Genomic DNA, 25,864 nt, shown 5'->3' on the forward strand with positions numbered 1-25,864 from the left:
TTCAGCCGGCGTTCGCGACCAGCACGGCGCCGATCGCCCACAGCACGATGATGCCGAGGGCGAGAAGCGCGCGGGAGTCCCACTCGCGGCGGATCGGGGCGTCCGCCCCGGTCGCCGCATCCCACCGGTCGCGGATCTCGGTGAGATCGCGGATGCCGGCCGGGGCCTTGGATGCTTCGCCCTCTGCTGCATCACGACGCGAGGGACGCGCGCGGGCGGGTCCGCCGTAGGCGCTGACGCGCGAGTCGTCGTCGAGGGAGAACTCCAGCTGCCAGCGGAAGTCCACGTCGCGGACGCGGGCCCAGCCGAACGAGGTGCGCCGGAGCATGTTCTGCACGACCACACCGGCGTCGTCGACCCGCACCATGGATACGAAGCTCAGCTCGTACACGACCCACATGCCCAGCAGCACCCACGGCGCCACCAGGAGCATCTGCGTCCAGCTGCCCCGCACGACCGTGTCGCCGAGCAGGAAGAGCGCGAGCGCGCCGGAGATCACGAGCACGGCCGTGCCCGAGGACGCGCGGAAGATCCGCACGCCCTCGGGCTTGTCGGCAGCGGTCACGCGCCGCTTCCGCCGAGCGGAATGGACGCGCCGGGGATCGCCTGGAGCAGGCGATCCGTGTACTCCTGCTGGGGGTTGGCGAAGATCTCGTCGACGGTACCCTGCTCGACGATCCGACCCTTCTCCATGACGCACACCAGGTCGCTCGACACGCGCACGACCGCGAGGTCGTGGGTGATGAACAGGTAGGTCAGGCCGAGCTCCGACTGAAGTTCGGCCAGGAGCTGCAGCACCTGGTCCTGCACGAGCACGTCGAGAGCCGAGACGGCCTCGTCGAGCACGATGATGTCGGGCTTGAGCGCGAGGGCACGGGCGATCGCCACGCGCTGCCGCTGACCGCCGGAGAGCTCGTTCGGGTAGCGCGTCGCCAACGCCCGCGGAAGGGCGACCTGGTCGAGCAGCTCCTCCACACGCTCACGGTGCGAGGCACGATCGCCGACGCCGTGGATCTGCAGCGGCTCGGCGATGGTGTTGCCGATGTTGCGCAGCGGGTCGAGCGAGCCGTACGGGTCCTGGAACACGGGCTGCATGCGGCGGCGCAGACCGAACGCCTGCGCGTTCGACAGCTTCGACACGTCCTGCCCGTCGATCTCGATGGTTCCCGCGGTGGGCTCCTCGAGCTTGAGCACCATCTTCGCGACGGTGGACTTGCCCGAGCCGGACTCCCCGACCAGAGCCAGCGTCTTGCCCTTGGGGATCTCGAACGACACGTCGTCGACCGCGCGGAAGGCCTCGCTGCGGAAGCCGCCCTGACGGATCTTGTAGTCCTTCGTGAGCCCGGCCACGCGCACCGTCGGCGGGATGTCGGCGAGGTCGTCGAGGGTCTCGATGCCCCGATCCTCCACGACCGCCTGGATGCGCTGCGAGGCGACGCTGGGCGCCGCCGCGACGAGACGCTTCGTGTACGGGTGCTGCGGGTCCTCGAGGATCTGCCGGCTGGGGCCCGCCTCGACGATGTTGCCGCCGTTCATCACGATGATCTTGTCGGCGCGCTCGGCCGCGAGACCGAGGTCGTGCGTGATCAGCAGCACCGAGGTGCCCTTGTCGCGCGTCAGCGAAGCCATGTGATCGAGGATCACGCGCTGCACCGTCACGTCGAGGGCCGAGGTCGGCTCGTCGGCGATCAGGAGCTTCGGATCGGCCGCGAGGCCGATGCCGATCAGCGCGCGCTGGCGCATGCCACCCGAGAACTGGTGCGGGAACTGGTGCAGACGGCGTTCGGCGTCGGCGAGACCCGCCTGCTGCAGCACCTCGATCGCGCGGGCCTTGACGGCCTGGCGACCCTGGGCGATGCCGTTGGCGCGGATCGCCTCCTTCACCTGGAAGCCGATGCTCCACACCGGGTTGAGGTTCGACATCGGGTCCTGCGGCACGAATCCGATGTCGCGGCCGCGCACGCCCTCGATGGCCGTGCGGCTCAGAGTGGTGAGCTCGCGACCCTCGAGGGTGATCGATCCGCCGGTGACCGTGCCGGTGCCGGGCAGCAGGTTGACGATCGCGGTGGCGGTCGTGGACTTGCCGGAACCCGACTCCCCCACGATCGCGACGGTCTCGCCCGGGAAGACGTCGAAGCTGATGCCGTGGAGCACTTCGCGCAGACCCTCCTGGGTGCGGAAGGCGACCTTGAGGTCGCGGATGCTCAGCAGGGGCGCCTGATCGGTGATGCGCTCGCTCATCGGCGTGCCCTCGCCTTCGGGTCGAGGGCGTCTCGGATGAGCTCACCCAGGGTCACGAACGCGAGCACCGCGAGGGTCAGCGCGATCGACGGATAGATGAGCGCCATCGGGGCGACACGGAGCGATGCCTGGGCATCACTGATGTCGTTACCCCATGACATCACGTCGCTGCCCAGACCGACACCGAGGAACGACAGCGTGGCCTCGGCCACGATCGCCGCCGCGAGGCCGAGGGTCGAGACGACGAGCAGCGGCGCGATCGCGTTCGGGATGACGTGGTTGAGCAGAATCTTGAACTTCGACTGGCCGAGAGCCTGCGACGCCACGACGAAGTCCGCCTGACGCACGCGCAGCACTTCTGCTCGCACGACACGGGCCGTGGAGGCCCAGGCGAACCCGCCGATCGCGAGCGCCAGCGTCCAGACCGAACGCGAGTCGCGGAACACCGTCATGACGACGACGGCCGCGAGGATGTACGGGATCGCGAAGAAGATGTCACCGATGCGCGACAGCAGACCGTCGAGCCACCCGCCGTAGAAACCGGCGAGTGCGCCCATGATCAGGCCGAGGAACGACGAGATCACGGTCGCGATGAGGCCGACCGCGAGAGACGTCTGCGCACCCCAGGCGATGCGGGCGTAGATGTCGCAGCCCTGGAACGTGAAGCCGAGCGGGTGCCCGGCAGCCGGGCCGCCGTTGCTGTTCGCCAGATCGCAGGAGTCCGGTGCGGTGGCGGTGAACAGCGTCGGCCACACCGCCATCAGCAGGAACACGAGTCCGAGGACGACGGAGAACCAGAACAGCGGACGGCGGCGCAGGTCGCTCCAGGCGTCGCGCCACAGGTTGCTGGGCTTCTCGGAGATGCGGACAGCGTCTACCGCGATCGACTCGGTTTCGACCGGGGCGACGTAGTGCTTCTGGGTCGTGGGGTCAGGCATAGCGGATCCTCGGGTCGAGCAGACCGTAGAGCAGGTCGATGAGCAGGTTCACCAGGACGTACAGGATGACGAACACGGTGACGAACGAGACCACGGTCGGTCCCTCACCGCGCTGGATGGCCTGGAACAGGGTGTTTCCGACGCCGGGCACGTTGAAGATGCCCTCGGTGACGGTCGCGCCGACGAGCAGCACGCCGAAGTTGGTGGCGGAGTTCGTGATCACGGGGATCAGCGAGTTGCGCAGCACGTGCACGGGGATCACGCGACCGCGCGAGAGGCCCTTGCTGTACGCGGTGCGCACCCAGTCCTGGTTGAGGGTGTCGATGACGGAGCTTCTCATCAGGCGCATGCTCACGGCGTACAGGCTGAAGCCGAGCACGATGGCGGGGAGCCAGAGACCGCCCCAGTCGTTGTCGGCGCCGACCGTCGGTTTGAACCACCCGAGCTTGATCGCGAGGAAGTACTGCGCGAGGAAAGCGACGACGAAGATCGGGATCGCGATCGCGACGAGCGCGACCATGAGCGACACGTTGTCGAAGACCTTGCCCTTGCGCAGCGCCGAGACCGTTCCGATGATGATCGCGAGCGTGAACTCGATTCCGATCGCCATGACCGCGAGGCGACCGGTGACCGGGAGCGTCGCGGCGAGCACGGCGGAGACCGGACGGCCCGAGAACGTGTTGCCGAGGTCGCCCTGGAACACACCGGTGATGTAGTACCAGTACTGCACGATGAACGGGTCGTTCAGGTGGTACTGCTCGCGCAGCTGCTCGACGACCGCCGGGTTGGGGGTCTTGTCGCCGAACAGGGCGAGGATCGGGTCGCCGGGCATGGCGAACACCAGGAAGTAGATGAGCAGGGTGGCACCGAAGAAGACCGGGATCACCTGCAGGAGACGTCTCAGGATGTAACCGAGCATCCGCTGTCCCTTCTGAAGGGGGGGAGTAAGAAGACCGTGCGAACACAAGCCTGTGAGGCGGTGACGAAAATCGTCACCGCCTCACAGGTGAAGTGCCGTTAGATCTTACTCGCCGGCCTTCGTGATCTCGTAGTACAGCGGGACGGAGTTCCAGCCGAACGTGACGTTGTCGACGTTCTCGCTGAATCCACCGGTCACGTTGGAGTACCACAGCGGGATGGCGGGCAGGTCCTCGAAGAGGACCTCCTGAGCCTTGGTGAAGTCCTCGATCTGCGCGTCGGCGTCGGGGTTGCTGATACCGGCCGAGATGAGCTCGTCGAACGCGGGGTTCGAGTAGTCACCGTCATTGGAACCGGCGCCCGTGGCGTAGAGCGGTCCGAGGAAGTTGTACAGACCCGGGTAGTCCGCCTGCCAGCCCGAACGCGCAGCCGTGGTGATGGTGCGGTCGTTGATCTTCGTGCGAAGGTCCTGGAAGGTGGGGTACGGGTCGCCCGAGGCGCTGATGCCGAGGTTGTTCTTGATCTGGTTGCTCACCGCGTCGACCCAGGCGTCGTGCCCACCGTCGGCGTTGTACGCGATCTTGAAGTCACCCTCCCAGGGGGCGATGGCGTCGGCCTCGGCCCACAGCTCCTTCGCCTTCTCCGGGTTGAAGTCGAGAACCTCGCTACCGGGGACCGAGTCCGACCAGCCGGCGATGACCGGCGAGGTGAAGTCGGCGGCCGGAGTGCGCGAGCCCGAGAAGATGGTCTCGGTGATCTCTTCGCGGTTGATCGCCATCGAGAGCGCCTGACGACGCAGCTTGCCCTCTTCGCCCGAGAAGTGCGGGAGGAACTGGCCGATGGTGAACGACTGGAACACGGCCGAGGGCTGGTTCACGGCGCGGTCGCCGAGCTCGTCGGTGAAGACGGCCAGCGAGTTCGTCGGGATCGCGTCGATGACGTCGACCTCGTTCGAGAGCAGGTCGGCGTAGGCCGCTTCCTGCGTCGCGTAGAACTTGATCGTCAGACCGCCGTTGGCTGCCTTGCGGCCGCCTTCGTAGTCGTCGTTGCGGACGAGGTCGATCTGCACGTCGTGCTGCCACGCGTCGTCGCCGTCGATCTTGTACGGGCCGTTGCCGATCGGGTTCTGACCGAACGCGTCCATGTCCTCGAAGGCCACGTCCGGGAGCGGGTAGAACGCCGAGTAGCCGAGACGCAGAGCGAAGTCGGAGGCCGGCTTGTTCAGCGCGATCGTGAAGGTGTAGTCGTCGACCTGCTCCAGGCCCGTGAGCTCGGAGTCCTCGTCGTAGCTGAAGCCCTCGATGTCCTCGAAGAAGTAGCTCGACAGGTGGCCGTTGGAGAGCTTCGCGCCCTCGTTCCACGCCTTGATGAAGTTGTCGGCGGTGACCTCTTCACCGTCGGTGAAGGTGAGGCCTTCCTTGATCTTGACCGTGAGGTGCTGCGGGTCCTCGGTCGTGATCTCCTCGGCGACGTCGTTGACGGGCTCGCCGTCGGCGTCGTAGTAGATGAGCCCTGCGAAGATCTCGTCGAGGATCTTTCCGCCGCCGACCTCGTTGGTGTTGGTCGGGATCAGCGGGTTCTCCGGCTCCGAGCCGTTCGTGGTGATGATGGCGTCCGGGTTCGCCTCGCCCGCGGCGCTGCCGCCGTCGGAGTCGTTTCCACCACCGCTCGCGCAGCCCGCGAGCGCCAGGGCGCCGATCGCGAACAGCGCGGTGCCCGCAAGGGCGATCTTGTTGCGCTTCACTATGTGTCCTCCTAGGACGTGTACTTCTGACTGCGCGCTCATCGTCGAGCACGTAGGGATATTTCAGAGTATCCCGGCATCTGGCGCCCGACGCGCCCGGCTAATCAACCGTTACTGAGTGGTGACCATCTGAAACATCGCCGAAACACACGGCAACACGCCGTAAAACTTCCGACGGCACCGTCTCCGGGAGGAAACGGTGCCGTCGGCGTGTTATCGGATCAGGCGAACGCCTCGATCGGCGGGCAGGCGCACACGAGGTTGCGGTCGCCGTATGCCTGGTCGATGCGCCGCACCGGAGGCCAGTACTTGCCGGCGATCAACGCGTGCACCGGATAGGCGGCCTCCTCGCGGGTGTACGCGTGCGTCCACTCCCCCGCGATCAGCGACACGGCCGTGTGCGGTGCGTGCACGAGCGGGTTGTCGTCGGCCGGCCAGCGCCCCGCCGCCACGGCATCCGCCTCGGCCTTGATCTGGATCATCGCCTCGATGAACCGCTCGATCTCGCCCAGGTCCTCCGACTCGGTCGGCTCGACCATCAGGGTGCCTGCGACCGGGAACGACATGGTCGGCGCGTGGAAGCCGTAGTCGATCAGGCGCTTCGCGACGTCGTCGACGGTGATGCCCGTCGCCTCCTTCAGCGGGCGCAGGTCGAGGATGCACTCGTGCGCGACCCGACCGTTCTCGCCCGTGTAGAGCACCGGGTAGTGCTCGCCCAGGCGAGCGGCGATGTAGTTCGCCGACAGCACGGCCGCAGCGGTCGCGCGCCGCAGGCCCGCGCCGCCCATCATCCGCACGTACGCCCACGAGATCGGGAGCACGCCCGCCGAGCCGTAGGGGGCGCCCGAGACGACCCCACCGGCGAAGACGTGGCCTCCCGCGTGCTCCGCGCGCTGCGCGAGCGGGTGCGAGGGCAGGTAGGGGGCGAGATGCGCCTTGGCCGCGACCGGTCCGACACCCGGTCCGCCGCCGCCGTGCGGGATCGCGAAGGTCTTGTGCAGGTTGAGGTGCGAGACGTCGCCGCCGAGGTCGCCGAAGCGGGCGTAGCCGAGCAGCGCGTTCAGGTTCGCACCGTCGACGTACACCTGACCGCCCGCATCGTGCACGGCGGAGGTGATCTCGACCACGTCGTGCTCGTACACGCCGTGGGTCGACGGGTAGGTGATCATCAGCGCCGAGAGCTCCTCGGCGTGCACCTGGATCTTCGCCCGCAGATCGTCGAGGTCGACGTTGCCGAGCTCGTCGCACGCGACCACGACGACCTTCATCCCAGCGAGCACGGCCGACGCGGCGTTCGTTCCGTGCGCCGACGACGGGATGAGGCACACCGTGCGCTGCTCGTCGCCGTTCGCGAGGTGGTACCCGCGGATCGCCAGGAGCCCCGCCAGCTCGCCCTGCGAGCCGGCGTTCGGCTGCAGCGACACCGCGTCGTATCCGGTGACCTCGGCCAGCCAGGCCTCGAGCTGATCGATCAGCTCGAGGTAACCGGCGACGTCGGATGCCGGGGCGAACGGGTGGATGCCCGCGAACTCGGGCCACGTGATCGCCGCCATCTCGGTGGCCGCGTTGAGCTTCATCGTGCACGAGCCCAGCGGGATCATGCCGCGGTCGAGCGCGTAGTCGCGGTCGGCGAGGCTCTTGAGGTAGCGCATCATCGCCGTCTCGCTGCGGTGTGCGTGGAAGACGGGGTGCGTGAGGAACTCCTCCCGGCGGAGCAGCCCCTCGGGCAGGGCGTTCGCGTCACCGACGAAGGCGAACGCTCGCTCGGCGCGGCCCCCGAAGACGCGGGCGACCTGCAGCAGTTCGTCGACGGTCGTGGTCTCGTCGACCGAGATGCCCACGGTGTCGGCATCCGCCGCATGCAGCAGGATGCCGTAGCCGTGGTGCGCCTGCTCGACGTACTCGGCCGCGCGCCCGGGGACACGCACCTGCAGCGTGTCGAAGAACGCGTCGTGCACGACGTCGGCGCCGTCCTCGACGAGCCAGGAGCGCAGCAGCCCCGCCTTGCCGGCGACGCTCCGCGCGATCGCCGTCAGGCCGTCGGGTCCGTGATAGACCGCGTACATCGACGCCATGACCGCGAGCAGCACCTGCGCGGTGCAGATGTTCGAGGTCGCCTTCTCGCGCCGGATGTGCTGCTCGCGCGTCTGCAGCGAGAGGCGGTACGCGGGCTTGCCGTCGGCATCGACCGACACACCGACGAGGCGGCCGGGGAGCTGACGCTCGAGACCGGCGCGCACCGCCATGTACCCGGCGTGCGGGCCGCCGAAGCCCATCGGCACGCCGAAGCGCTGGGTCGTGCCCACCGCGACGTCGGCACCGAGGGCTCCCGGCGAGGTGAGAAGGGTCAGCGCGAGCAGGTCGGCCGCGACGACCGCCAGGCCACCGGCGAGATGCGCCGCATCGATCACGGCGGACGGATCCCACACGCGACCGGAGGCACCGGGGTACTGCACGAAGACGCCGAACAGGTCGGCCGGCAGCTGCTCGCCCGCGGCGAAGTCCACCGTGACGAGACGGATGCCGACGGCATCCGCCCGGTTCTCGAGGAGCGCGCGCGTCTGCGGGAGCGCGTCGGCGTCGACCGCGAACACGTCGGTCTTGGCCTTCGACGCGCGGCGTGCGAGGAGCATGCCCTCGGCGACGGCCGTGGACTCGTCGAGCATCGACGCGTTGGCGGTGGAGAGCCCGGTGAGGTCGGCGACCATCGTCTGGAAGTTGATGAGCGCCTCGAGTCGGCCCTGCGAGATCTCGGGCTGGTACGGCGTGTAGGCCGTGTACCACGACGGGTTCTCGAGCACGTTGCGCTGGATCACCTGCGGGGTGATCGTTCCGTAGTAACCGAGACCGATCATCGGCCGGTTCACCGTGTTGCGCGCGGCGAGGGAGCGCAGTTCCGCGAGCGCCTCGGTCTCGCTGGCGGCGGCGGGGATGCTGCTGTCCGCGAGCGCGGACTCCGACGGCGCGGCCGTGAAGATCGACGACGGCACCGCCTCGGTCATCAGCGCTTCGAGCGGCCCCTCGGGGTCGACGTCGGGCCCGATGCCGAGCGCATCGAGCATCCGACGCTGGGCGTCGGCCGTGGGTCCGATATGACGATCGGCGAAAGAGACCACGTGCGGATCAGCCCTCCGTGAGTGCGACGTAGGCGTCGCGGTCGAGCAGTCCGTCGGGCGCTCCGCCCGCGACGGAGACCTTGATGAGCCATCCGCCCGCGAAGGGCTCGGCGTTGACGAGCGAGGGATCGTCGACGACCGCGTCGTTGACCTCGACGACGGTGCCGGTCACGGGCGCGTACAGCTCGCCCACCGACTTGGTCGACTCGATCTCGCCGACGACGGTGCCCGCGGCGACCTCGGTGCCCACGGCGGGCAGTTCGACGAAGACCACGTCACCGAGCTTGTCGGCGGCGTAGTCGGTGATGCCGACGGTGAGGGTGTCGCCCTCCACGGCGATCCACTCGTGCTCTTCGGTGTAGTGCAGGGTGCTGAGATCGGTCATTTCGTCCTCCGGTAGAAAGGCAGAGCGGTCACGGTCGCGGGGATCCTCGTCCCCCGCACATCCAGGAATACTGCGGTTCCCTCTTCCGCGGAAGAAGGGGTCACGTAGGCCATCGCGATCGGATGGCCGAGGGTGGGGCTGAGCGCACCGCTGGTGATCTCGCCGAGCGGGGCACCGTCGGCATCGACGACGCCGTAGCCGGCCCGGCCGGCGCGCTTGCCCTCGGCGACGAGCCCCACGAGCACGGGGGCGTCGGCCGCGGCATCCACCGCGTCCTTGCCGATGAAGCTCGACTTGTCTGCGGCGACGACCCGGCCGAGCCCCGCCTGCGCGGGCTTGGTCTCGGTCGTCAGCTCGTGCCCGTAGAGCGGCATCCCCGCCTCGAGGCGGAGGGTGTCGCGGGCGGCGAGCCCCGCCGGCACGAGACCGTGCGGCTCCCCGGCGACGAGGAGCGCGTCCCACAGCGCCGCGGCACCGTCGGTGCGCACGAGGAGTTCGAAGCCGTCCTCGCCCGTGTATCCGGTGCGGGCGATGAGCAGGGGTTCGTCGCGGAACGTCGCCTGGGCCCAGGCGTAGTACTTCTGCTCGCCCCACGGCACGCTGAGCGCGTCGATCCCCTCCGTGTCGGCCAGGATCGCCTGCGCCGCCGGGCCCTGCACCGCGATCAGGGCGAAGGAATCGGAGACGTCGTCGACGTCGACGCCCCGGTCGCCCAGGAAACCGGCGAAGCTGCGCTCCTCGCCCTCCGCGCGCTCCTGCTGCCGCTCGATGATCGACGGGAACGAGCGCACGCGCGAGGCGAAGGCGGAGTCGACGAATCCGCGGTTGCCGGCGTTCGCGATCACCAGGAACCGGTCGTCGGCGAGGCGGTAGGCGATGACGTCGTCGATGATCCCCCCGTCGGCGGCCAGCACGAGCGAGTACTTCGCCTTGCCGACGGGCATCGCCGAGATGCGACCGGCGAGCGCGTAGTCGAGGAACTCCCCCGCATACGGCCCGGTGACGAGGAACTCCGCCATGTGCGAGATGTCGAAGAGACCGGCCGACTGCCGCACCGCGTGGTGCTCGGCGAGGTCGGACGTGTAGCGCACCGGCATCTGCCAGCCGCCGAAATCGGTGAACGACGCGCCGAGCGCCTCATGGCGCTCGCGGAGCGGGGTGTAACGGGGATCGGACATGGAGTTCTCCCGGATGCAGACGGGCGGAACGACGGCACCGCCGTTCCTCGGAACTCCCCCTCTGTCATGGGCCTGAGAGTTTCGCCCTCGCTGACGCAGGGCTTTCACCGTCGGCGGATCCCCCGACGGGCGGGATCGCTTTTCAGAGTGGCCGGAACCGCGCGGTACGCGTACCTGAGAGATTGGCGGGGAGGCTTGCTCCTTCGGTGCCCGGCTGCGTTCGCCGGGGCTCTCCCGCGGGGGTCATTCGGCCCGTGTTCGATTGTGCGCCCAGTCTAGCGGGTCTCCGCCGCGAGCTCCCGCCTGACCTCGTCGCGCAGGCGACCGAGATTCTCGGGCTCCGGCGCGGCACCCAGCAACGTCTTCGTGTAGGCGTGCTGCGGGTTCAGGATGACCTCGTCGGCCGGGCCGCGCTCGACCACGTCGCCCTTGTAGAGCACCATGATCTCGTCGGAGAAGTGCCGGGCGGTGGCGAGATCGTGGGTGATGTAGAGCACGCCGAGGTCGTCTTCGCGCTGCAGATCCGCGAGCAGGTTGAGCACCCCGAGTCGGATCGACACGTCGAGCATCGAGACCGGCTCATCGGCGACGATGAACCGCGCGCCCGGGGCGAGCGCACGCGCGATCGCGACACGCTGACGTTGCCCGCCCGAGAGCTCGTGGGGCTTGCGCTCGGCGAAGCTCTTCGCCGGCGACAACCGCACCCGGTCCAGCAGCTCCAGGGCACGCTCGTGCACCTGCGCGCCGCTCCACTCGGGGTGGTGGATGCGCAGCGGCCGCTCGAGGTGGTGGACGATCGAGTGGAACGGGTTCAGTGAGGCGAACGGGTCCTGGAACACCATCTGCACGTCGGAGCGATAGCGGGCGAGCGATTGCCCCCGCGTGCCGGTCTCGGTTCCGTCGAGCAGGATCTGCCCGCTCGTCGGCGTCTCGAGCTTCATCAGCATGCGCGCGATCGTGGACTTGCCCGACCCGGACTCCCCGACCAGCGCGATCGTCCTGCCCGCCTCGAGCGTGAAGGAGACGTCCTTCACCGCGTGCAGGATGCTGGTCTTGAAGCCCGACCGCAGGTGGAAGTCCTTCGTGAGGTGCCGCGCCTCGAGCGTGCGCGCGGCGGCACCGGCATCCGTGTGAGCGCTCATCGCACCTGCTCCTGACTCTCGTGCATCCCGGTGCGGACGAAGTCCCCGCGCTCTCCGCGCAGACTGGGGAAGCTCGACAGCAGCCGCTTCGTGTACTCGTGCTGAGGAGATCGGTAGATCTCCTCAGCGGTTCCCTGCTCGACGATCTCGCCCTGCAGCATCACGGCGATGCGGTCGGATATCTCGATCAGCATCGGCAGGTCGTGGGTGATGAAGATCACCGCGAAGCCGAGCTTCTCGCGCAGCCGCATGATCTCGCGGATGATCCCGCGCTGCACGACCACGTCGAGCGCCGTCGTGGGCTCGTCCATGATCATGACCTGCGGGTCGAGGGCCAGAGCCATCGCGATCATCATGCGCTGACGCATGCCGCCCGAGAGCTCGTGCGGGAAACTCGTCAGTCGCGCGGGGTCGACGCCCACCAGTGTCAGCAGCTCCTCGGCGCGCTCCTTCTTCGCCGCGCGCGTCATACCGGGGCGATGCGTGTCGAAGATGTCGTAGATCTGGGCCCGGACGTCGATCACGGGGTTGAGCGAGTTCATCGCGCCCTGGAACACCATCGAGATCTTGTCCCAGCGGAAGGCCCGCAGACCGTCGTCGCGCAGGCCGACGATGTCGATGTCGTCGCCGTCGCGGTCGTGGAAGACGATCTCCCCGCTCGTCATGAGGGCCGGAGCCTTGAGCAGCCGATTCATGCCGTAGGCGAGCGTGGTCTTGCCGCACCCCGACTCCCCCGCGAGACCGAGGATCTCGCCGCGGTGAAGGGTCAGCGAGACGTTGCGGACGGCCTTGACCGGCGGATCGACCTCGTACTCGATCGAGACGCCGCGGGCGGTGAGGACGGCGTCGCTCATGCCGCGACCCCCTTCGTCTTGGCTGCCCGGCGCACGCGTCTTGCGGCATCCGGCGCGTTGCGCAGCTTCGGGTTGATGATCTCGTCGATGGCGAAGTTGATCAGCGCGAGCCCCGCGCCGAGGAGCGCGATCATCACGCCCGGCGGCACGAACCACCACCATGCTCCGCGTCCGAGTGCCTGCCCGGACTGCGCGTCGTTGAGGATCGTGCCCCACGTGATCGAGGAGTTCGGGCCGAGCCCCAGGTACGACAGGCCCGCCTCGCCGAGGATCGCGAAGATGATCGCGAAGAGGAACTGCGCGGTCAGCAAGGGCAGGAGGTTCGGCATGATCTCGACGAGGATCACCCGGAACGATCGCTCACCGGCCACCTTCGCGGCCGACACGTAGTCGCGGGTACGGAGCGAGCGCGTCTGCAGCCGCAGCACGTACGCGGCACCCGCCCACGACGTGATGCCGAGCACGAACGCCACCAGCTGCCAACTGCGCTGCGGCACGAACGACGCGATCACCATCACGAGCGGCAGGCCGGGGATGACGATCATCACGTTGGTGATGAGGGCGAGTCCGTCTTCGCGCCACCCGCCGAGGTATCCGGCGAGCACGCCGAAGAGCAGCGATAGCACGATCGCGATGCCGCCGGCGGTGACGCCGACGAGCAGTGAACCCTGCGCGCCGATCGCGAGCTGGGCGAGCATGTCGTTGCCGAGCTTGGTCGTGCCCAGCCAGTGCTCGGCGGAGGGCGGCTGCAGGGCCGCGTTGTCGGTGCTCCGCGGGTTCTGCGTGAAGAACGGCGCGATGATCGCGAACAGCGTGATCGCGAGCACGAGCACGAGGCCCGTGACGAACTTCGCCGAGCGGGTGGGCATCAGCCCGCGCCCCCGCTTCGGGCGGCCGGTCGCGGTCGCGAGGGTCATGGTGGTAGCCGGCTCATCGGTCGGCTGCTCCTTGACGATCTGCATCGGGGTGAGCTTGGTGTCAGACATTCTGGCGAGCCCTCGGGTCGATGAATCCGTAGATGAGATCCATGAAGAAGTTGGCGGCGAGCACGGTGATCGTGATGACGAGGAAGAGTCCCTGCATCAGCGCGTAGTCGTTGTTGGTGACGGCCTGGAACATCAGCTTGCCGATGCCCGGGTAGGTGAAGACCTGCTCCATGACGATGGACCCGGCGACCACGAACCCGAGGGTGATCGAGAAGCCCGCGATCGACGGAATGGCCGCGTTGCGCGCGGCATAGGTGGTGAGGATGCGCCGGGGACGCAGCCCCTTGGCCTCGGCGGTGAGAACGTAGTCCTCGGCGAGGGTCGAGACCATCATGTTGCGCATGCCGAACAGCCATCCGCCCACCGAGCTGATCACGATCGTGACCGCGGGGAGGATCGCGTGCGAGACGGCGTTCGTGAAGAACGCCCAGGTCGGCTCCGGGCCGTCCGGGAAGTCGAAGACGTCGTAGCCCCCGAAGATCGGGAACCAGCCGAGGCCGACCGCGAACACGGCGACGAGGATGAGCGCCATCCAGAAGTACGGGATCGACTGCAGCACGGTCGTGGCGGGGATGAGGTGATCGACCCACGTGCCGCGCTTCCACCCCGCCCAGGCGCCGAGCACGACGCCGAGGATGAACGAGATCACGGTCGCGGTGCCGACGAGGATCAGCGTCCACGGCAGCGCCTGCCCGATGAGCTCGCTCACCGGGGTCGGGAACTTCGTCACCGAGACGCCCAGGTCGCCCTGGAACATCCGCCCCCAGTAGGAGAGGTACTGCTCCCACAGAGAGGAGTCGTCGCCTCCGAGGAGGAGCTTGATGTTGCGGATGGTCGTCTCCGAGACATCACCGCCCGCGCGTTGCATCTTGGCGATCATGATGTCGGCGGGATTGCCCGGCATCATGCGGGGAAGCAGGAAGTTGATGGAGATCGCGGCCCACAGCGTGAAGGCGTAGAACCCGATCCGTCGTGCATAGAACTTCATGTGTGCGTCTTCCTTGACTTCCTGCTTCCCCGTTGGCGGTGCTTACTCGACCGGCTGCAGATGCGTCAGGACGTAGCCCGCCGCGATCGCGCCCCAGGACGGCGGGAACGCGTACAGGTCGTCCTCCGTCGGCCAGCCCGTGTAGTCCTTCGTGTTGTAGAAGGTCTGGGTGGCGTTGATCACCAGCGGGATGTAGGGGAGGTCGCGCACGATCTCGGTCTGGATCGTCGCGTACAGCTCCTTCTTCGTCGCCTCGTCGTTCGTGCTGATCGCGGACTGGATCGCGGCGTCGACGGTCGGGTTGTCGTAGCGGCTGAAGTTCCAGCGCCCGGTGGGGATCTCCTCGCCGACGGGGCCGGTCGAGGCGACGGCGGTGCCGCCGAACCAGTCGCGGTAGATCTGGAACGGATCGGCGACCGAGGTGCCGATCATGCCGCCGACGATGAGCTGGTACTCCCCGCTCTGACGGGTGTCGGAGAACTCCTGCCACTGCACGGTCGAGGCGTTGATCTTGATCCCCGCGGCCTCGGCCTGCTCGGCGATGAGCTTCGCGGCGTCGTTGTAGTCGGTCCATCCGTCGACCGAGGTCAGGCTGAGCTCGACGGGCACTCCGTCCTTCTCGTAGATGCCGTCGGAACCCTTCGTGTAGCCGGCGGCCTCGAGGATCGATCCGGCCTCGGCCGCGTCGGCCTCCTGCGGGCTGAGCTCGTTCGCGGGGTCGGCGACCCACTTCTCGTCGCGGGGCAGCAGGGCGTAGGTGGGCGAGATCTCGGCGGTCAGGTCGACGAACGCCTTCTCCTTGATGGTGCCGCGATCGATCGCGGCGTTGAGCGCCTGGCGCACGGCGACGTCAGTCTGCGGGCCCGTGCAGCCGAGGTCGGCGTTGGAGCAGGTGTAGAGCACCGTCGGGTCCTGCGGCGTGTTGATCCAGTCGATCGCGCCGTTCGCGGTGACGTCATCCGGGTTCGGGATGAACATGCCGGTCCAGTCGAGCTTTCCGGCCGCGAGCAGGTCCTGGGCGGTCTGGTTGTTGTCGACCGCGATGTACTGCACCTTCTTGACGCCGAGGTCGGCGGCGTCGCGGAAATTCTCGTTCGCGACCAGGGTGTACGACTCGCTCGTGGTCTTGTCGACGACGTAGGCGCCGGATCCGACCGGATCCTCGTTGGCGAAGTTGGCGTAGTCGTCGACGTCCTTCCAGATGTGCTCGGGGAGGATGTACGTCGAGCCGAGCCGCTGGAACTCGGTGGTGTACTGCGCGCTGTCGTAGGTGAGCACGACGGTGGTGTCGTCGGTGGCTTCGGCCGACACCAGCCCGTTGGCCTCGGGGCTGTTGGCCTCGTACCCGAACGAGAACGCGACGTCGGCCGCGGTGAGGGGCTCGCCGTCGCTCCACTTGAGGTCGGGCTTGATGGTGACGGTGATCACCGTGCCGTCCTCGTTGTACTCGTAGGTGTCGCCGATGAGGCCGACGGGCTCGGTGTCCGCGGTCTTGTTGAAGAAGAACAGCGGCTCGTAGATGGGGCCGAGCGCACCGTGGAGCACGGTGGGCGCGAAGGGGTTGTAGTTGGCCGTGATCGGGGTCTGGCTGCCCGCCCAGACGCGGAGGGCGCGGTCGCCGTTCGCGTCGGAGTCGCTGCTGCCGCCCGAACCGCAGGCGGTCAGGCCCAGAGCGAGGACGGATGCCCCCGCTACCGCGGTGAGCGCGATCTTGCGCTTGCCATTACGGATCATTCTTGATTCCTCTCGGTGCTGCACTGCAGGAGGGGTGCTCCGGGTGTGGAGCCGATCCTCGGGGGTGGGGATCGTGGCCGTCGTCGGCTGCTCTGCCGAGCGACGGGGTTTGTTAGGACAGTAACCTAACAAACCCCGTCCAGGGGGACAAGAGTTCTCTCCGCCATCGCATAACGTTTCGGACTCGACGCCGCGGAGCGTCATCCACTCGCACTAAATGTCTCAATGACACTAAGATCGAGACGGAGGTTAAGGTAACTATGACTCGAACTGACGGCATCCGCGTCGCGGGATCCACCGTGATCCTGACGCTGCGCCCGTCGGCACTGGGCACTCCCGCGCTCGCGCTGCCCCTCGTGCGACGCACGCGCGAACCCTTCGCCGACCGCTGGGCACTGCCCGGCGGGTGGATCGCCCCCGACGAGTCCCCGATCGACACCGCCGCGCGCACGCTCGCCGAGACCACGGGTCTCACCCCGTCGTATCTCGAGCAGCTGTACGCCTTCGGCGCCGTCGACCGCTCCCCCACGCGCGTGATCTCGATCGTGTACTGGGCGCTCCTGCGTCAGGACGAGGTCCTTGCGCAGAGCGCCGCGCACCGGGCATCCGGGCGCGCGCCCGAGAACGTCGAATGGTTCGACGTCGATGCTCTCCCCGACCTCGCCTTCGATCACGCCGACATCATCGAGTACGCCCTGTGGCGTCTGCGCAGCAAGGTCGGCTACAGCCGCGTGGCGCACGGCTTCCTCCCCTCCGAGTTCACGCTCGCCGACCTGCGCGAGGCCTACGAGGCGATCCTCGGCCGGCAACTCGATCCCGCCAACTTCCGGCGCCAGGTCGAGGCGACCGGCAACCTCATCCCCACCGACCGGTTCCGCACCGGCAGCCACCGTCCCGCCCGCCTGTACCGCGACAACACCGACGTCGAACTGGCCGCTCGCGGCCCCCTCGGTCCCGAAGAAACGAGCATCCGATGAGCATCACCTTCGTCCCCGCACCCGCCGTCCCGCCGCGAGACGGCTCGGTCGATCACGCGATCCAGGCGATCGTCACCGGCGCGTCCGTCGACGAGACCTGTACCACCGACCTCGCCGTCGGCCCCTGGGACTTCGACAGCCGCCCCGGGTACGGACCCGGCTCATCGATGGGCGACGTGATCCCGACCGGAGCTCCGCGTCAGGGAGAGCTCCCCGTCGCCTACCGCGAGGCGGACGAGGCCGAGCTCGATGAGCGCATCCGCGCCGCCAAGCAGACGCTCGGCGACCGCGTGGTCGTGCTCGGACACTTCTACCAGCGCGAGGAGGTCGTGCGCCACGCCGACTACGTGGGCGACTCCTTCCAGCTCGCGACGGCGGCCAAGGGCCGACCGGATGCCGAGGCGATCGTGTTCTGCGGCGTGCACTTCATGGCCGAGACCGCCGACCTGCTCTCGGGCCCCGACCAGGCCGTGATCCTTCCGAACCTCGCGGCCGGCTGCTCGATGGCCGACATGGCCGACATCGATCAGGTCGAGGAGTGCTGGGAGCAGCTCGAAGACGTGCTCGGCGATCTCGACGCGATCGACGAGGACGGACGCGTGCCGGTCATCCCGGTCACCTACATGAACTCCTCCGCTGCGATCAAGGGATTCGTGGGTCGGCACGGCGGCATCGTCTGCACGTCGTCCAATGCGCAGACCGTGCTCGAGTGGGCGTTCGAGCGCGGACGCCGTGTGCTGTTCTTCCCCGACCAGCACCTCGGCCGCAACACCGCCAAGGCGATGGGAGTGCCGCGCGAGCAGATGCCGATGTGGAACCCGCGCAAGCCCCTCGGCGGGTCGAGCGCCGAGGTCCTCGAGGACTCCCGGGTGATCCTGTGGCACGGCTTCTGCTCGGTGCACCGCCGGTTCACGGTCGGGCAGATCGAGCAGGCGCGCGCCGAGCACCCGGGCGTGCGGGTGATCGTGCATCCGGAGTGCCCGATGGAGGTCGTGGATGCGGCCGACGAGGCGGGATCGACCGACTACATCCGACGCGCGATCGATGCGGCGACCGAACCCACGACTTTCGCTATCGGCACCGAGATCAACCTCGTCAAGCGACTGGCCGCGCAGTACCCGCAGCACGAGATCTTCTGCCTCGACCCGGTCGTGTGCCCGTGCTCGACGATGTACCGCATCCACCCCGGCTACCTCGCCTGGGTGCTCGAGGAGCTCGTCGCGGGCCGCACTCCGAACCGGATCACCGTCACGTCCGACGTCGCCGACCCCGCGCGCGTCTCCTTGGAGCGGATGCTCGCCGCGAAGCCGCCGGTGGTTGCGAGCGCGCGATGAACGTCATCGTGGTGGGATCGGGCGTCGCGGGCCTCACCGCGGCCCTGCACGCGCATGAGGCGGGTCACACCGTCACAGTGGTGACGAAGGGCACGCTCGGCGACGGATGCACGGGGTACGCGCAGGGCGGAGTCGCGGGTGTCTACGGGGCGGGCGACTCGGCTGCCCTGCACGCCGCCGACACGATGACCGCGGGAGCCGGTCTGTCGGACGAGGCGGCGGTCGGGGTGCTCGTCGCGGACGGCGCCGCTCGGATCGCCGAGCTGATCGCCCGCGGAGCAGCCTTCGACCGCTCCCCCGACGGCGCGCTCCTGCTCGGTCGCGAAGCCGCGCACAGCCACGCACGCATCGTGCACGCGGGCGGCGACGCCACCGGCGCCGAGATCGCCCGTGCCCTCACCGCCGCCGTGCGCGGAACCGGGATGGCGGTCGTCGAGCACGCGTTCCTCGTCGACCTGATCGTCGACGGGGCTGCCGTGCGCGGCATCCGTCTGCTGCGCGACGGGCAGTCGGGTGAGTTCGACGCGGATGCCGTCGTGCTCGCGACCGGAGGCGCCGGGCACCTCTACGCGCACACCACGAATCCCGACGGCACGACCGGTGACGGCATCGCCGCCGCCCTGCGCGCGGGCGTGGCGGTCGCCGACCTCGAGTTCGTGCAGTTCCACCCGACGATCCTCGACGCGCAGCCCGCTTTCCTGATCTCCGAGGCCGTCCGGGGCGAGGGCGCGACACTGATCGACGACACGGGTCGCCGCTTCACGTTCGACAGCCACCCCGACGGTGAACTCGCACCGCGCGATGTCGTGTCGCGGGCCATCGCGCGTCAAGCCGCCCGGCAGGGTTCGCCCGTTCGTCTCGACGCCACGATGCTCGGCGCCCCGACCCTGGCTCGGCGCTTCCCGACGATCGACCGCGTCACCCGCGAGCGCGGCTTCGATTGGGCGCGCGAGCCGATCCCCGTGACGCCGGCGGCGCACTACCTGATGGGCGGGATCGCGACCGATCTCGACGGCCGTACGACCGTGCCCGGTCTCTTCGCCGTGGGCGAGGCCGCGCGCACCGGCGTGCACGGCGCGAACCGCCTCGCCTCGAACTCGCTGCTCGAGGGCGCAGTCTTCGGGGCCCGCGCCGCTGCGGCGATCGGAGCGCCCTGGCCTCTGCCGCAGGCGCCGGAGCCGCACGCGATCGCCGAAAACGCGGCGACGCCGATCTCCTCGCCGTTCTCGCGCGACGCCCTCCAGCGACTGATGTGGGACGAGGTGGGGCTGCTGCGCACCGACGACGGACTGCGACTCGCGCTCGCGACCATCCGCGCCTGGCGCGCCGCGCTCCCCACCCCGATCGATGTCGCCGCGCACGAGGACGCGAATCTGCTGGTGCTCGCCGAGGCGACGGCATCCGCTGCTCTCCTGCGCACCGCGTCGGTCGGCGCCCACTTCCGCGAACCCGCCCTGATCGGAGTCTGATGCTCACCGCCGCCACCCTCACCCGTGTCGTCGCCGCCGCCCTCGAGGAGGATGCGCCCTGGGGCGACCTGACGAGTGAAGCGCTGATCCCCGCCGATGCGACGGCCACCGCGGATCTCGTCGCGCGCGAGCCCGGCGTCTTCAGCGGCGGCACCGTCTTCACCGCCGCCTTCGGCCTCACCGACCCCGACGTGACCGTCGACCTGCACGTCGGTGACGGCGATGCGTTCGAGAACGGCGACGTGCTCGCCTCCGTATCGGGCTCGGCGCGCAGCATCCTCACCGCCGAGCGCGTCGCACTGAACTTCACCCAGCGCATGAGCGGCATCGCGACGGTCACCGCAGAGTACGTCCGAGCGGTCGCGCAGACGCCCGTTCGGATCGCCGACACCCGCAAGACGACCCCCGGCCTGCGCGCCTTCGAGCGCCACGCCGTCGCCTGCGGCGGCGGCAGCAACCACCGGTACTCCCTGTCGGATGCCGTGATGGCGAAGGACAACCATCTCGCCGTCCTCACCCGCTCCGGCGTCGATACCGCCACGGCGCTGCGCGCCGCGATCGCGCGCCTTCCGCACACCGCGCACGTCGTGGTCGAGGTGGATCGCCTCGACCAGATCCCCGCCGTGCTCGAGGGAGGGGCGCACACCGTGCTGCTCGACAACTTCACCCTCGACGACCTCCGCGCGGGCGTCGCCATGATCGACGGGCGCGCCACGGTCGAGGCGTCCGGAGGCGTGAATCTCGACACGGTCGCCGCGATCGCCGCGACCGGAGTCGACGTCATCTCGGTCGGTGCGCTCACGCACTCCGCTCGCGCACTCGACCTCGGCCTGGATCTGCGGATCGGCTGACGCGGGTGCTCTACCTCGATCACGCCGCGACCTCGCCGGTGCGCCCGGAGGTCCTCGAGGCGATGCGGCCGTATCTCACGGACGTCTTCGGCAACCCCTCGAGCCACCACACCGTGGGCGAAGCCGCGGCGAGCGCACTCGACGACGCGCGACGCCGTGTCGCCCGGGCGCTCGGCATGCGTACCGCCGACGTGGTGTTCACCTCGGGCGGCACCGAGGCGAACAACCTGGCGGTCAAGGGCATCACGCTCGGCGCCCTCGCGAGAGGCAAGCGCCATCTGATCGTCTCGCCGATCGAACACGAGTCGATCCTCGAGTCCGCGGACTTCCTGCGCCGTTTCCACGGCATCGAGGTGTCGCTCCTGCCCGTCGACGGATGCGGAAGGATCGCGGCATCCGACCTGCAGGCACTCCTGCGCGACGACACGGCGCTCGTGAGCGTCGGCCATGCGAACAACGAGATCGGCACGGTGCAGGATGCCGCGTCGCTCGCCGATCTCGCCCGGGATGCCGGGGTGCCCCTGCATCTCGACGCCGTGCAGTCCGCCGGGTGGCTGCCCCTCGACGGACTGGGTGCGGATGCCGTCTCGATCGCCGGGCACAAGCTCGGCGCCCCGAAGGGAACCGGCGCTCTCGCCGTGCGCGGGCGCGTTCCGCTCGAACCCCTGCTGCACGGCGGCGGGCAGGAGCGCGGGCGTCGGTCGGGAACCGAGAACGTCGCGGGAGCGGTGGCGCTGGCCACGGCTCTCGACCTGGCCGAGGCCGAACGGGTGGATGTCGCCACGCGGGTCGGGCGGGCGACGGCTCGTTTCATCTCCGCGGTCCTGACGGCGGTGCCACAGGCGGCGCTCACGGGAGACCCTGCGCAGCGGCTCCCCGGAACCGCGAGCTTCACGTTCGCCGGCACGAGCGGGGAATCGGTGCTGCTCGAACTCGAGCGACGCGGGGTGGTCTCGTCGAGCGGCTCGGCGTGCGCGGCGGGCAGCGACGAGCCCTCCCCCGTCTTGCTGGCGTGCGGAATCGACCCCGCGATCGCGCAGACCTCGGTGCGCTTCACCTTCGGTCGCGGAGCGCTCCCCGACGACGCCCCCGAGCACCTCGCCCGGCTCGTCGCGGAGTCGGTGCGCGCCGTCCTCACCTGACCCTGCGGCCATAGAATCGGGGGGTGAGCGCACCCGACACGATCGTGACGATGATCGTCCCCGGGCGGGACATCGCCGCCTTCGCCCCCGCCGCGATCGACTCGTTGCGCGCGCAGACCGAGCCGCGCTGGCGGGCGATCCTCGTCGACGACGGTTCGACCGACACTACCGGCGATGTGTTCCGGGCGGCCGCGGCCGACGATCCGCGCTTCCGCCTGCTCCGCCGCGACGAGGCGCACGGTCTCGGTGCCGCGCGGAACGCCGGACTCGAGCTCGTCGACACGCCCCTCCTCGGATTCCTCGATGCCGATGACGAACTCACCCCGACCGCGCTCGCCCGCCTCACCGGCACCCTCGCCGAGAGCGGCAGCGACTTCGTGGCGGGAGCGTACGTGCGCACGCGCGCGCAGGGTGACTCCTACGTGGCCGGCCGCGTGCAGCCCTGGGTAGCCACGGCCACGGACCCGCAGCGCCTCGGCACGACGATCCTCGACCACCCGGCCGCGTCGGCGAACATCGTGGCCTGGTCGAAGATCAGCCGCACCGACTTCTGGGGAGACCTGCGCTTCCCCGAAGGAGTCGCCTACGAGGATCAGGTCGTGGCGCAGCTGATGTACACCCGGGCGACCGCCTTCGACGTGATCCCCGATGTGGTCGCGCACTGGCGGGTCCGCGCCGACGGCACCTCGATCACGCAGGGCAAGGCTCGGCTCCCCGTGCTGCTGGACTACCTCGCGGCGTTGCGCGGCGGCATCCGCGTGCTGCAGGATGCCGGAGCGCACGACGCCGTCGCCGCCCGTCTCTCGCTCATCGTCGCGATGGATCTGCCCCCGCTCCACGAGATCGCCCGCACGCACCTCGACCCCGCCTACGCAGCGGCGGTCTCGGAGTTCGTCACCGAGATCGAGGCGCTTCCCGAGTTCGCCCACGCCTCCCCCGACCACTCGCTTACGGCCGCCCTCAGCTGGTGACGCACCCGGAGACCCCATGACCTACCTCGACAGCCTCTTCTCGCTCACCGGACGCACGGCGATCGTCACGGGCGGCAGTTCCGGGATCGGGCGCGGGATAGCGACCGCCCTCGCCGGAGCGGGTGCGTCCACCGTGATCGTCGCCCGCGGCGCCGAGCGCATCGCCGAGACCGTCCACGCGCTGCGCGATGCCGGCGGGACCGCGGAGGGAGTGATCGGGGACCTCAGCTCCCGCGACGGCATCCGCGCCGCCGCCGAAGACGCGGCACGACCCTTCGGTGAGCCCGACATCGTCGTGCACTCCGCCGGGATCAACATCCGCCCGCCCTTCGCCGAGATCACGGAGGACGACTGGGACGCGACCATGACCGTCAACGCGCTTGCGCCCTTCCTGCTCGGACAGCGTTTCGCGCCCGGAATGGCGGAGCGCGGCTATGGGCGCCTCATCCACATCAGCTCGCAGCAGGCGCACCGCGCCTTCGCCACGAGCGGCATCTACGGAGCATCCAAGGGTGCCGTGGAGTCCCTCATGCGCTCCGAGGCCGAGGCCTGGGGCGGCACCGGGGTGACGAGCAACACGCTCGTTCCCGGCTTCGTCCTGACACCGCTCAACGCCCGGCTGCAGCAGGATCCGCAGGCTGTCGCGAGTCTCGCCGCGCGCACGATGATCGGGCGGAACGGACTGCCCGAGGACTTCGCGGGTGCTGCGGTCTTCCTCGCCGGCGCAGGCTCGGCCTACGTGACCGGGCACTCGCTCTTCGTCGACGGCGGTCTCTCGGCGCACTGATCACGATCCGGTCGCGGCCGTTCACTCCTGCGGCGGATAGACCCGATCGTCCGTCGCGGCATCCAAGAGCGGCACGGCGGCCGTCAGCGGGACGGATGCCGTCAGCGTCTCGACCGCGTCGGCCGACACGGGGTCTTCCGGAGCGCGATCGGCCCGGCGATCGCGCAGTGCGCCGGCCACTCCGCCCGAAACGGTCATCTCGACGGCCGCCTCGGTCGCGAGCACACGGGACGCGGCCACCTGCTGGGCGGCGAGCTCGGCGTAGAGCCCATCGTGCGCGAGCAGCTCGGCGTGGGTACCGGACTCGACGATGCGCCCCGCCTCGAGCACGTGGATCACGTCGGCGCCCATCACGGTCGAGAGTCGATGTGCGATCGAGATCGTCGTCCGGCCCTTCGCGGCCTCGTCGAGCGCCTCCTGCACGACGCGCTCCGACACCGTGTCGAGAGCCGACGTCGCCTCGTCGAGCAGCAGGACGGGAGGGTCTTTCAGCAGCACGCGCGCGATGGCGATGCGTTGCTTCTCGCCGCCGGACAGACGGTATCCGCGCTCGCCCACCACGGTGTCGTAGCCGTTCTCGAACCCCGAGATGATGTGGTGGATGTTCGCCGCCGTGGTCGCCTCGATCAGCTCCTCCTCGCTCGCGTCGGGCTTGGCGTACAGCAGGTTCTCGCGGATGGTCGCGTGGAAGAGGTAGGTCTCCTGCGACACGATGCCCACGTTGTCGATGATCGACTCCTGCGTGAGCGTGCGCACGTCGGCGCCGGCGAAGAGCACGGCTCCGCCGCGGGCCTCGTACAGGCGCGGAGCGAGGTAGAGCACCGTGGTCTTTCCCGCTCCGGACGGACCGACGAACGCCACGTGCTGGCCGGGCTCCGCGACGAACGAGACCCCGTCGAGGGTGGGCCGGGCGTCATCGGTCGCATCGGGATAGCGGAAGACGACCTCGCGGAACTCGACGCGCCCTCGCGGTCCCGGAGCATCCGCCACTGAGATCGCATCGGGGGCGTCCTCGATCTCGGGGACCAGGTCGAGGTACTCGAAGATGCGCGCGAACAGGGCCGAAGAGGTCTGCAGATCGAGCGAGACGCGCATCAGGCCCATGAGCGGCTGCAGGAGCCGCGCCTGCACCGTGGTGAAGGCGACGACGGTGCCGGCGGTGATCGCGCCGGTCCCTCCCGCGATGAGGTAGCCCGAGACCAGGTAGATGATCGCCGGCACGCTCGCCATGATGACCTGCACCACCGCGAAGAAGCCCTGGCCGCTCATCGCCCGACGCACCTGCAGGTGCACCTGGTTGCGGTTCTCGGCCTGGTAGCGCTGCGATTCCGCGCGCTGCCGGTTGAACGCCTTCGACAGCAGCATGCCCGAGACGCTCAGGGTCTCCTGCGTGATCGAGGTGAGCTCCGACAGGGACTCCTGGGTCTCGCCCGCGATCCGCGCACGCACCTGCCCGACCCGGCGTTGCACGATGATCAGGAACGGCATGAGGATGATCGCGATGAGGGTCAGACGCCAGTCGATCAGGATCATCGCCACGAGCGAGGCGATCACGGTGACCGCATTGCCGAGGATGCTCGTGACGGTGTTCGTCAGCACACCGGAGACGCCACCGACATCGTTCTGCAGGCGCGACTGGATCACGCCGGTCTTGGTGCGGGTGAAGAACCCCAGCTCCATCGCCTGGAGGTGCTCGAACAGGCGCACCCGCAGATCTCCTGTGACGCTGTTGCCGACGGTCGAGGTGAGCCACGTCTGCGCCACGCCGAGCGCCGCGGACCCGAGGAAGAGCCCCATCATGGCGACCACGAGCCAGACCAGGAGCTCGAGGTGCGGACCGCCGCCGTCGACGGGGAAGAGCGCGTCGTCGAACACGCGCTGCACGATCAGCGGCGGGATCACGGCGATGCCCGCGCCCAGCACGACGAGGATGCCGGTCACGACGATCCGCCACTTGTAGGGGCGGAAGAGCGTCACCACTCGGGCTCCGAGGCCGCTGATGCGCGGAGCCTCGGCGTTCAGCCGGCGCTGCGCATCTTCGTCGACACCGCGGAAGCCCCCGGGATGCCTCCCACCCATTCCGCCGCCCATGCTCATGAGGTCAGCGTA

Annotated in this window: 21 protein-coding genes and 1 riboswitch; of the genes, 7 read left to right on the forward strand and 14 right to left on the reverse strand. The window is 69.1% G+C overall.

The genetic code is table 11. The features are described from left to right. Position 1: 1 nt before the first annotated feature. The 13 genes from ACI2JZ_RS04935 to ACI2JZ_RS04995 all read right to left on the reverse strand — a co-directional run bounded on the left by ACI2JZ_RS04935 (position 2) and on the right by ACI2JZ_RS04995 (position 16,224). Complete coding sequence (locus ACI2JZ_RS04935; RefSeq protein ID WP_404596701.1) at positions 2–565, reverse strand: PH domain-containing protein; 564 nt, start codon at positions 563–565, stop codon at positions 2–4. Then, positions 562–2,241, reverse strand: coding sequence for an ABC transporter ATP-binding protein (locus tag ACI2JZ_RS04940; RefSeq protein WP_247622962.1), 1,680 nt, complete (start codon positions 2,239–2,241; stop codon positions 562–564). Before ACI2JZ_RS04940 ends, ACI2JZ_RS04935 begins: the two co-directional genes overlap by 4 nt. After that, complete coding sequence (locus tag ACI2JZ_RS04945) at positions 2,238–3,179, reverse strand: ABC transporter permease (RefSeq protein ID WP_336640686.1); 942 nt, start codon at positions 3,177–3,179, stop codon at positions 2,238–2,240. Before ACI2JZ_RS04945 ends, ACI2JZ_RS04940 begins: the two co-directional genes overlap by 4 nt. Beyond that, positions 3,172–4,098: an ABC transporter permease gene (locus ACI2JZ_RS04950; RefSeq protein ID WP_404596704.1), complete on the reverse strand. Its 927-nt coding sequence runs from the start codon at positions 4,096–4,098 to the stop codon at positions 3,172–3,174. The genes ACI2JZ_RS04945 and ACI2JZ_RS04950 overlap by 8 nt, the downstream gene beginning before the upstream one ends. A gap of 105 nt (positions 4,099–4,203) precedes the next feature. Further along, a complete protein-coding gene (locus ACI2JZ_RS04955) occupies positions 4,204–5,841 on the reverse strand; it encodes an ABC transporter substrate-binding protein (RefSeq protein WP_404596705.1) in 1,638 nt (545 codons plus the stop codon). A gap of 221 nt (positions 5,842–6,062) precedes the next feature. Beyond that, positions 6,063–8,903, reverse strand: a complete 2,841-nt coding sequence (gcvP, locus tag ACI2JZ_RS04960) for an aminomethyl-transferring glycine dehydrogenase (RefSeq protein ID WP_404596779.1) — start codon at positions 8,901–8,903, stop codon at positions 6,063–6,065. A 61-nt stretch (positions 8,904–8,964) separates the two neighbouring features. Further along, positions 8,965–9,342, reverse strand: coding sequence for a glycine cleavage system protein GcvH (gcvH, locus tag ACI2JZ_RS04965; RefSeq protein ID WP_247622966.1), 378 nt, complete (start codon positions 9,340–9,342; stop codon positions 8,965–8,967). Beyond that, a complete protein-coding gene (locus tag ACI2JZ_RS04970) occupies positions 9,339–10,520 on the reverse strand; it encodes a glycine cleavage system aminomethyltransferase GcvT (RefSeq protein WP_404596708.1) in 1,182 nt (393 codons plus the stop codon). Before ACI2JZ_RS04970 ends, gcvH begins: the two co-directional genes overlap by 4 nt. A gap of 152 nt (positions 10,521–10,672) precedes the next feature. After that, positions 10,673–10,767, reverse strand: a riboswitch (glycine riboswitch). A 28-nt stretch (positions 10,768–10,795) separates the two neighbouring features. Next, positions 10,796–11,662, reverse strand: a complete 867-nt coding sequence (locus ACI2JZ_RS04975; RefSeq protein ID WP_336640690.1) for an ATP-binding cassette domain-containing protein — start codon at positions 11,660–11,662, stop codon at positions 10,796–10,798. Further along, positions 11,659–12,516 (reverse strand): ABC transporter ATP-binding protein, encoded by an 858-nt coding sequence (locus ACI2JZ_RS04980; protein WP_247632582.1) that lies wholly within the window; start codon positions 12,514–12,516, stop codon positions 11,659–11,661. The genes ACI2JZ_RS04975 and ACI2JZ_RS04980 overlap by 4 nt, the downstream gene beginning before the upstream one ends. Next, the gene (locus tag ACI2JZ_RS04985; RefSeq protein WP_404596711.1) at positions 12,513–13,502 is read right to left on the reverse strand and encodes an ABC transporter permease; all 990 of its coding nucleotides are present in this window, start codon (positions 13,500–13,502) and stop codon (positions 12,513–12,515) included. Before ACI2JZ_RS04985 ends, ACI2JZ_RS04980 begins: the two co-directional genes overlap by 4 nt. Next, positions 13,495–14,490, reverse strand: a complete 996-nt coding sequence (locus tag ACI2JZ_RS04990) for an ABC transporter permease (protein ID WP_404596713.1) — start codon at positions 14,488–14,490, stop codon at positions 13,495–13,497. Before ACI2JZ_RS04990 ends, ACI2JZ_RS04985 begins: the two co-directional genes overlap by 8 nt. A gap of 42 nt (positions 14,491–14,532) precedes the next feature. Continuing rightward, positions 14,533–16,224, reverse strand: coding sequence for an ABC transporter substrate-binding protein (locus tag ACI2JZ_RS04995; RefSeq protein WP_404596715.1), 1,692 nt, complete (start codon positions 16,222–16,224; stop codon positions 14,533–14,535). A gap of 260 nt (positions 16,225–16,484) precedes the next feature. Here ACI2JZ_RS04995 and ACI2JZ_RS05000 point away from each other — a divergent pair, with 260 nt between their 5' ends. Genes ACI2JZ_RS05000 through ACI2JZ_RS05030 form a run of 7 tightly spaced genes read left to right on the forward strand, consistent with a single transcriptional unit; the run spans position 16,485 to position 23,755 of the window. After that, positions 16,485–17,201 (forward strand): NUDIX hydrolase, encoded by a 717-nt coding sequence (locus tag ACI2JZ_RS05000; RefSeq protein WP_404596717.1) that lies wholly within the window; start codon positions 16,485–16,487, stop codon positions 17,199–17,201. Next, positions 17,198–18,535, forward strand: coding sequence for a quinolinate synthase NadA (nadA, locus tag ACI2JZ_RS05005; RefSeq protein WP_404596718.1), 1,338 nt, complete (start codon positions 17,198–17,200; stop codon positions 18,533–18,535). The genes ACI2JZ_RS05000 and nadA overlap by 4 nt, the downstream gene beginning before the upstream one ends. Then, on the forward strand, positions 18,532–20,004 hold the full coding sequence (gene nadB / locus ACI2JZ_RS05010) for an L-aspartate oxidase (RefSeq protein ID WP_404596719.1): 1,473 nt from the start codon (positions 18,532–18,534) through the stop codon (positions 20,002–20,004). Before nadA ends, nadB begins: the two co-directional genes overlap by 4 nt. Beyond that, positions 20,004–20,855, forward strand: a complete 852-nt coding sequence (nadC, locus tag ACI2JZ_RS05015; RefSeq protein ID WP_247632587.1) for a carboxylating nicotinate-nucleotide diphosphorylase — start codon at positions 20,004–20,006, stop codon at positions 20,853–20,855. Before nadB ends, nadC begins: the two co-directional genes overlap by 1 nt. A 5-nt stretch (positions 20,856–20,860) precedes the next feature. Further along, positions 20,861–21,997 (forward strand): cysteine desulfurase family protein, encoded by a 1,137-nt coding sequence (locus tag ACI2JZ_RS05020; RefSeq protein WP_404596720.1) that lies wholly within the window; start codon positions 20,861–20,863, stop codon positions 21,995–21,997. Between the two features lie 23 nt (positions 21,998–22,020). Next, complete coding sequence (locus ACI2JZ_RS05025; protein WP_404596721.1) at positions 22,021–22,968, forward strand: glycosyltransferase family 2 protein; 948 nt, start codon at positions 22,021–22,023, stop codon at positions 22,966–22,968. Between the two features lie 16 nt (positions 22,969–22,984). Next, entirely contained in the window at positions 22,985–23,755 is a 771-nt protein-coding gene (locus ACI2JZ_RS05030; protein ID WP_404596722.1) for an SDR family NAD(P)-dependent oxidoreductase, read from the forward strand. A 21-nt stretch (positions 23,756–23,776) separates the two neighbouring features. On the opposite strand, the gene ACI2JZ_RS05035 is transcribed toward ACI2JZ_RS05030, so the two are convergent. Further along, positions 23,777–25,846 (reverse strand): ABC transporter ATP-binding protein, encoded by a 2,070-nt coding sequence (locus tag ACI2JZ_RS05035; RefSeq protein WP_404596780.1) that lies wholly within the window; start codon positions 25,844–25,846, stop codon positions 23,777–23,779. Between the last annotated feature and the right edge of the window lie 18 nt (positions 25,847–25,864).

Origin of the sequence: Microbacterium sp. NPDC087868 (genome assembly GCF_044900755.1) — a bacterium.
GTDB lineage: Bacteria > Actinomycetota > Actinomycetes > Actinomycetales > Microbacteriaceae > Microbacterium > Microbacterium galbinum.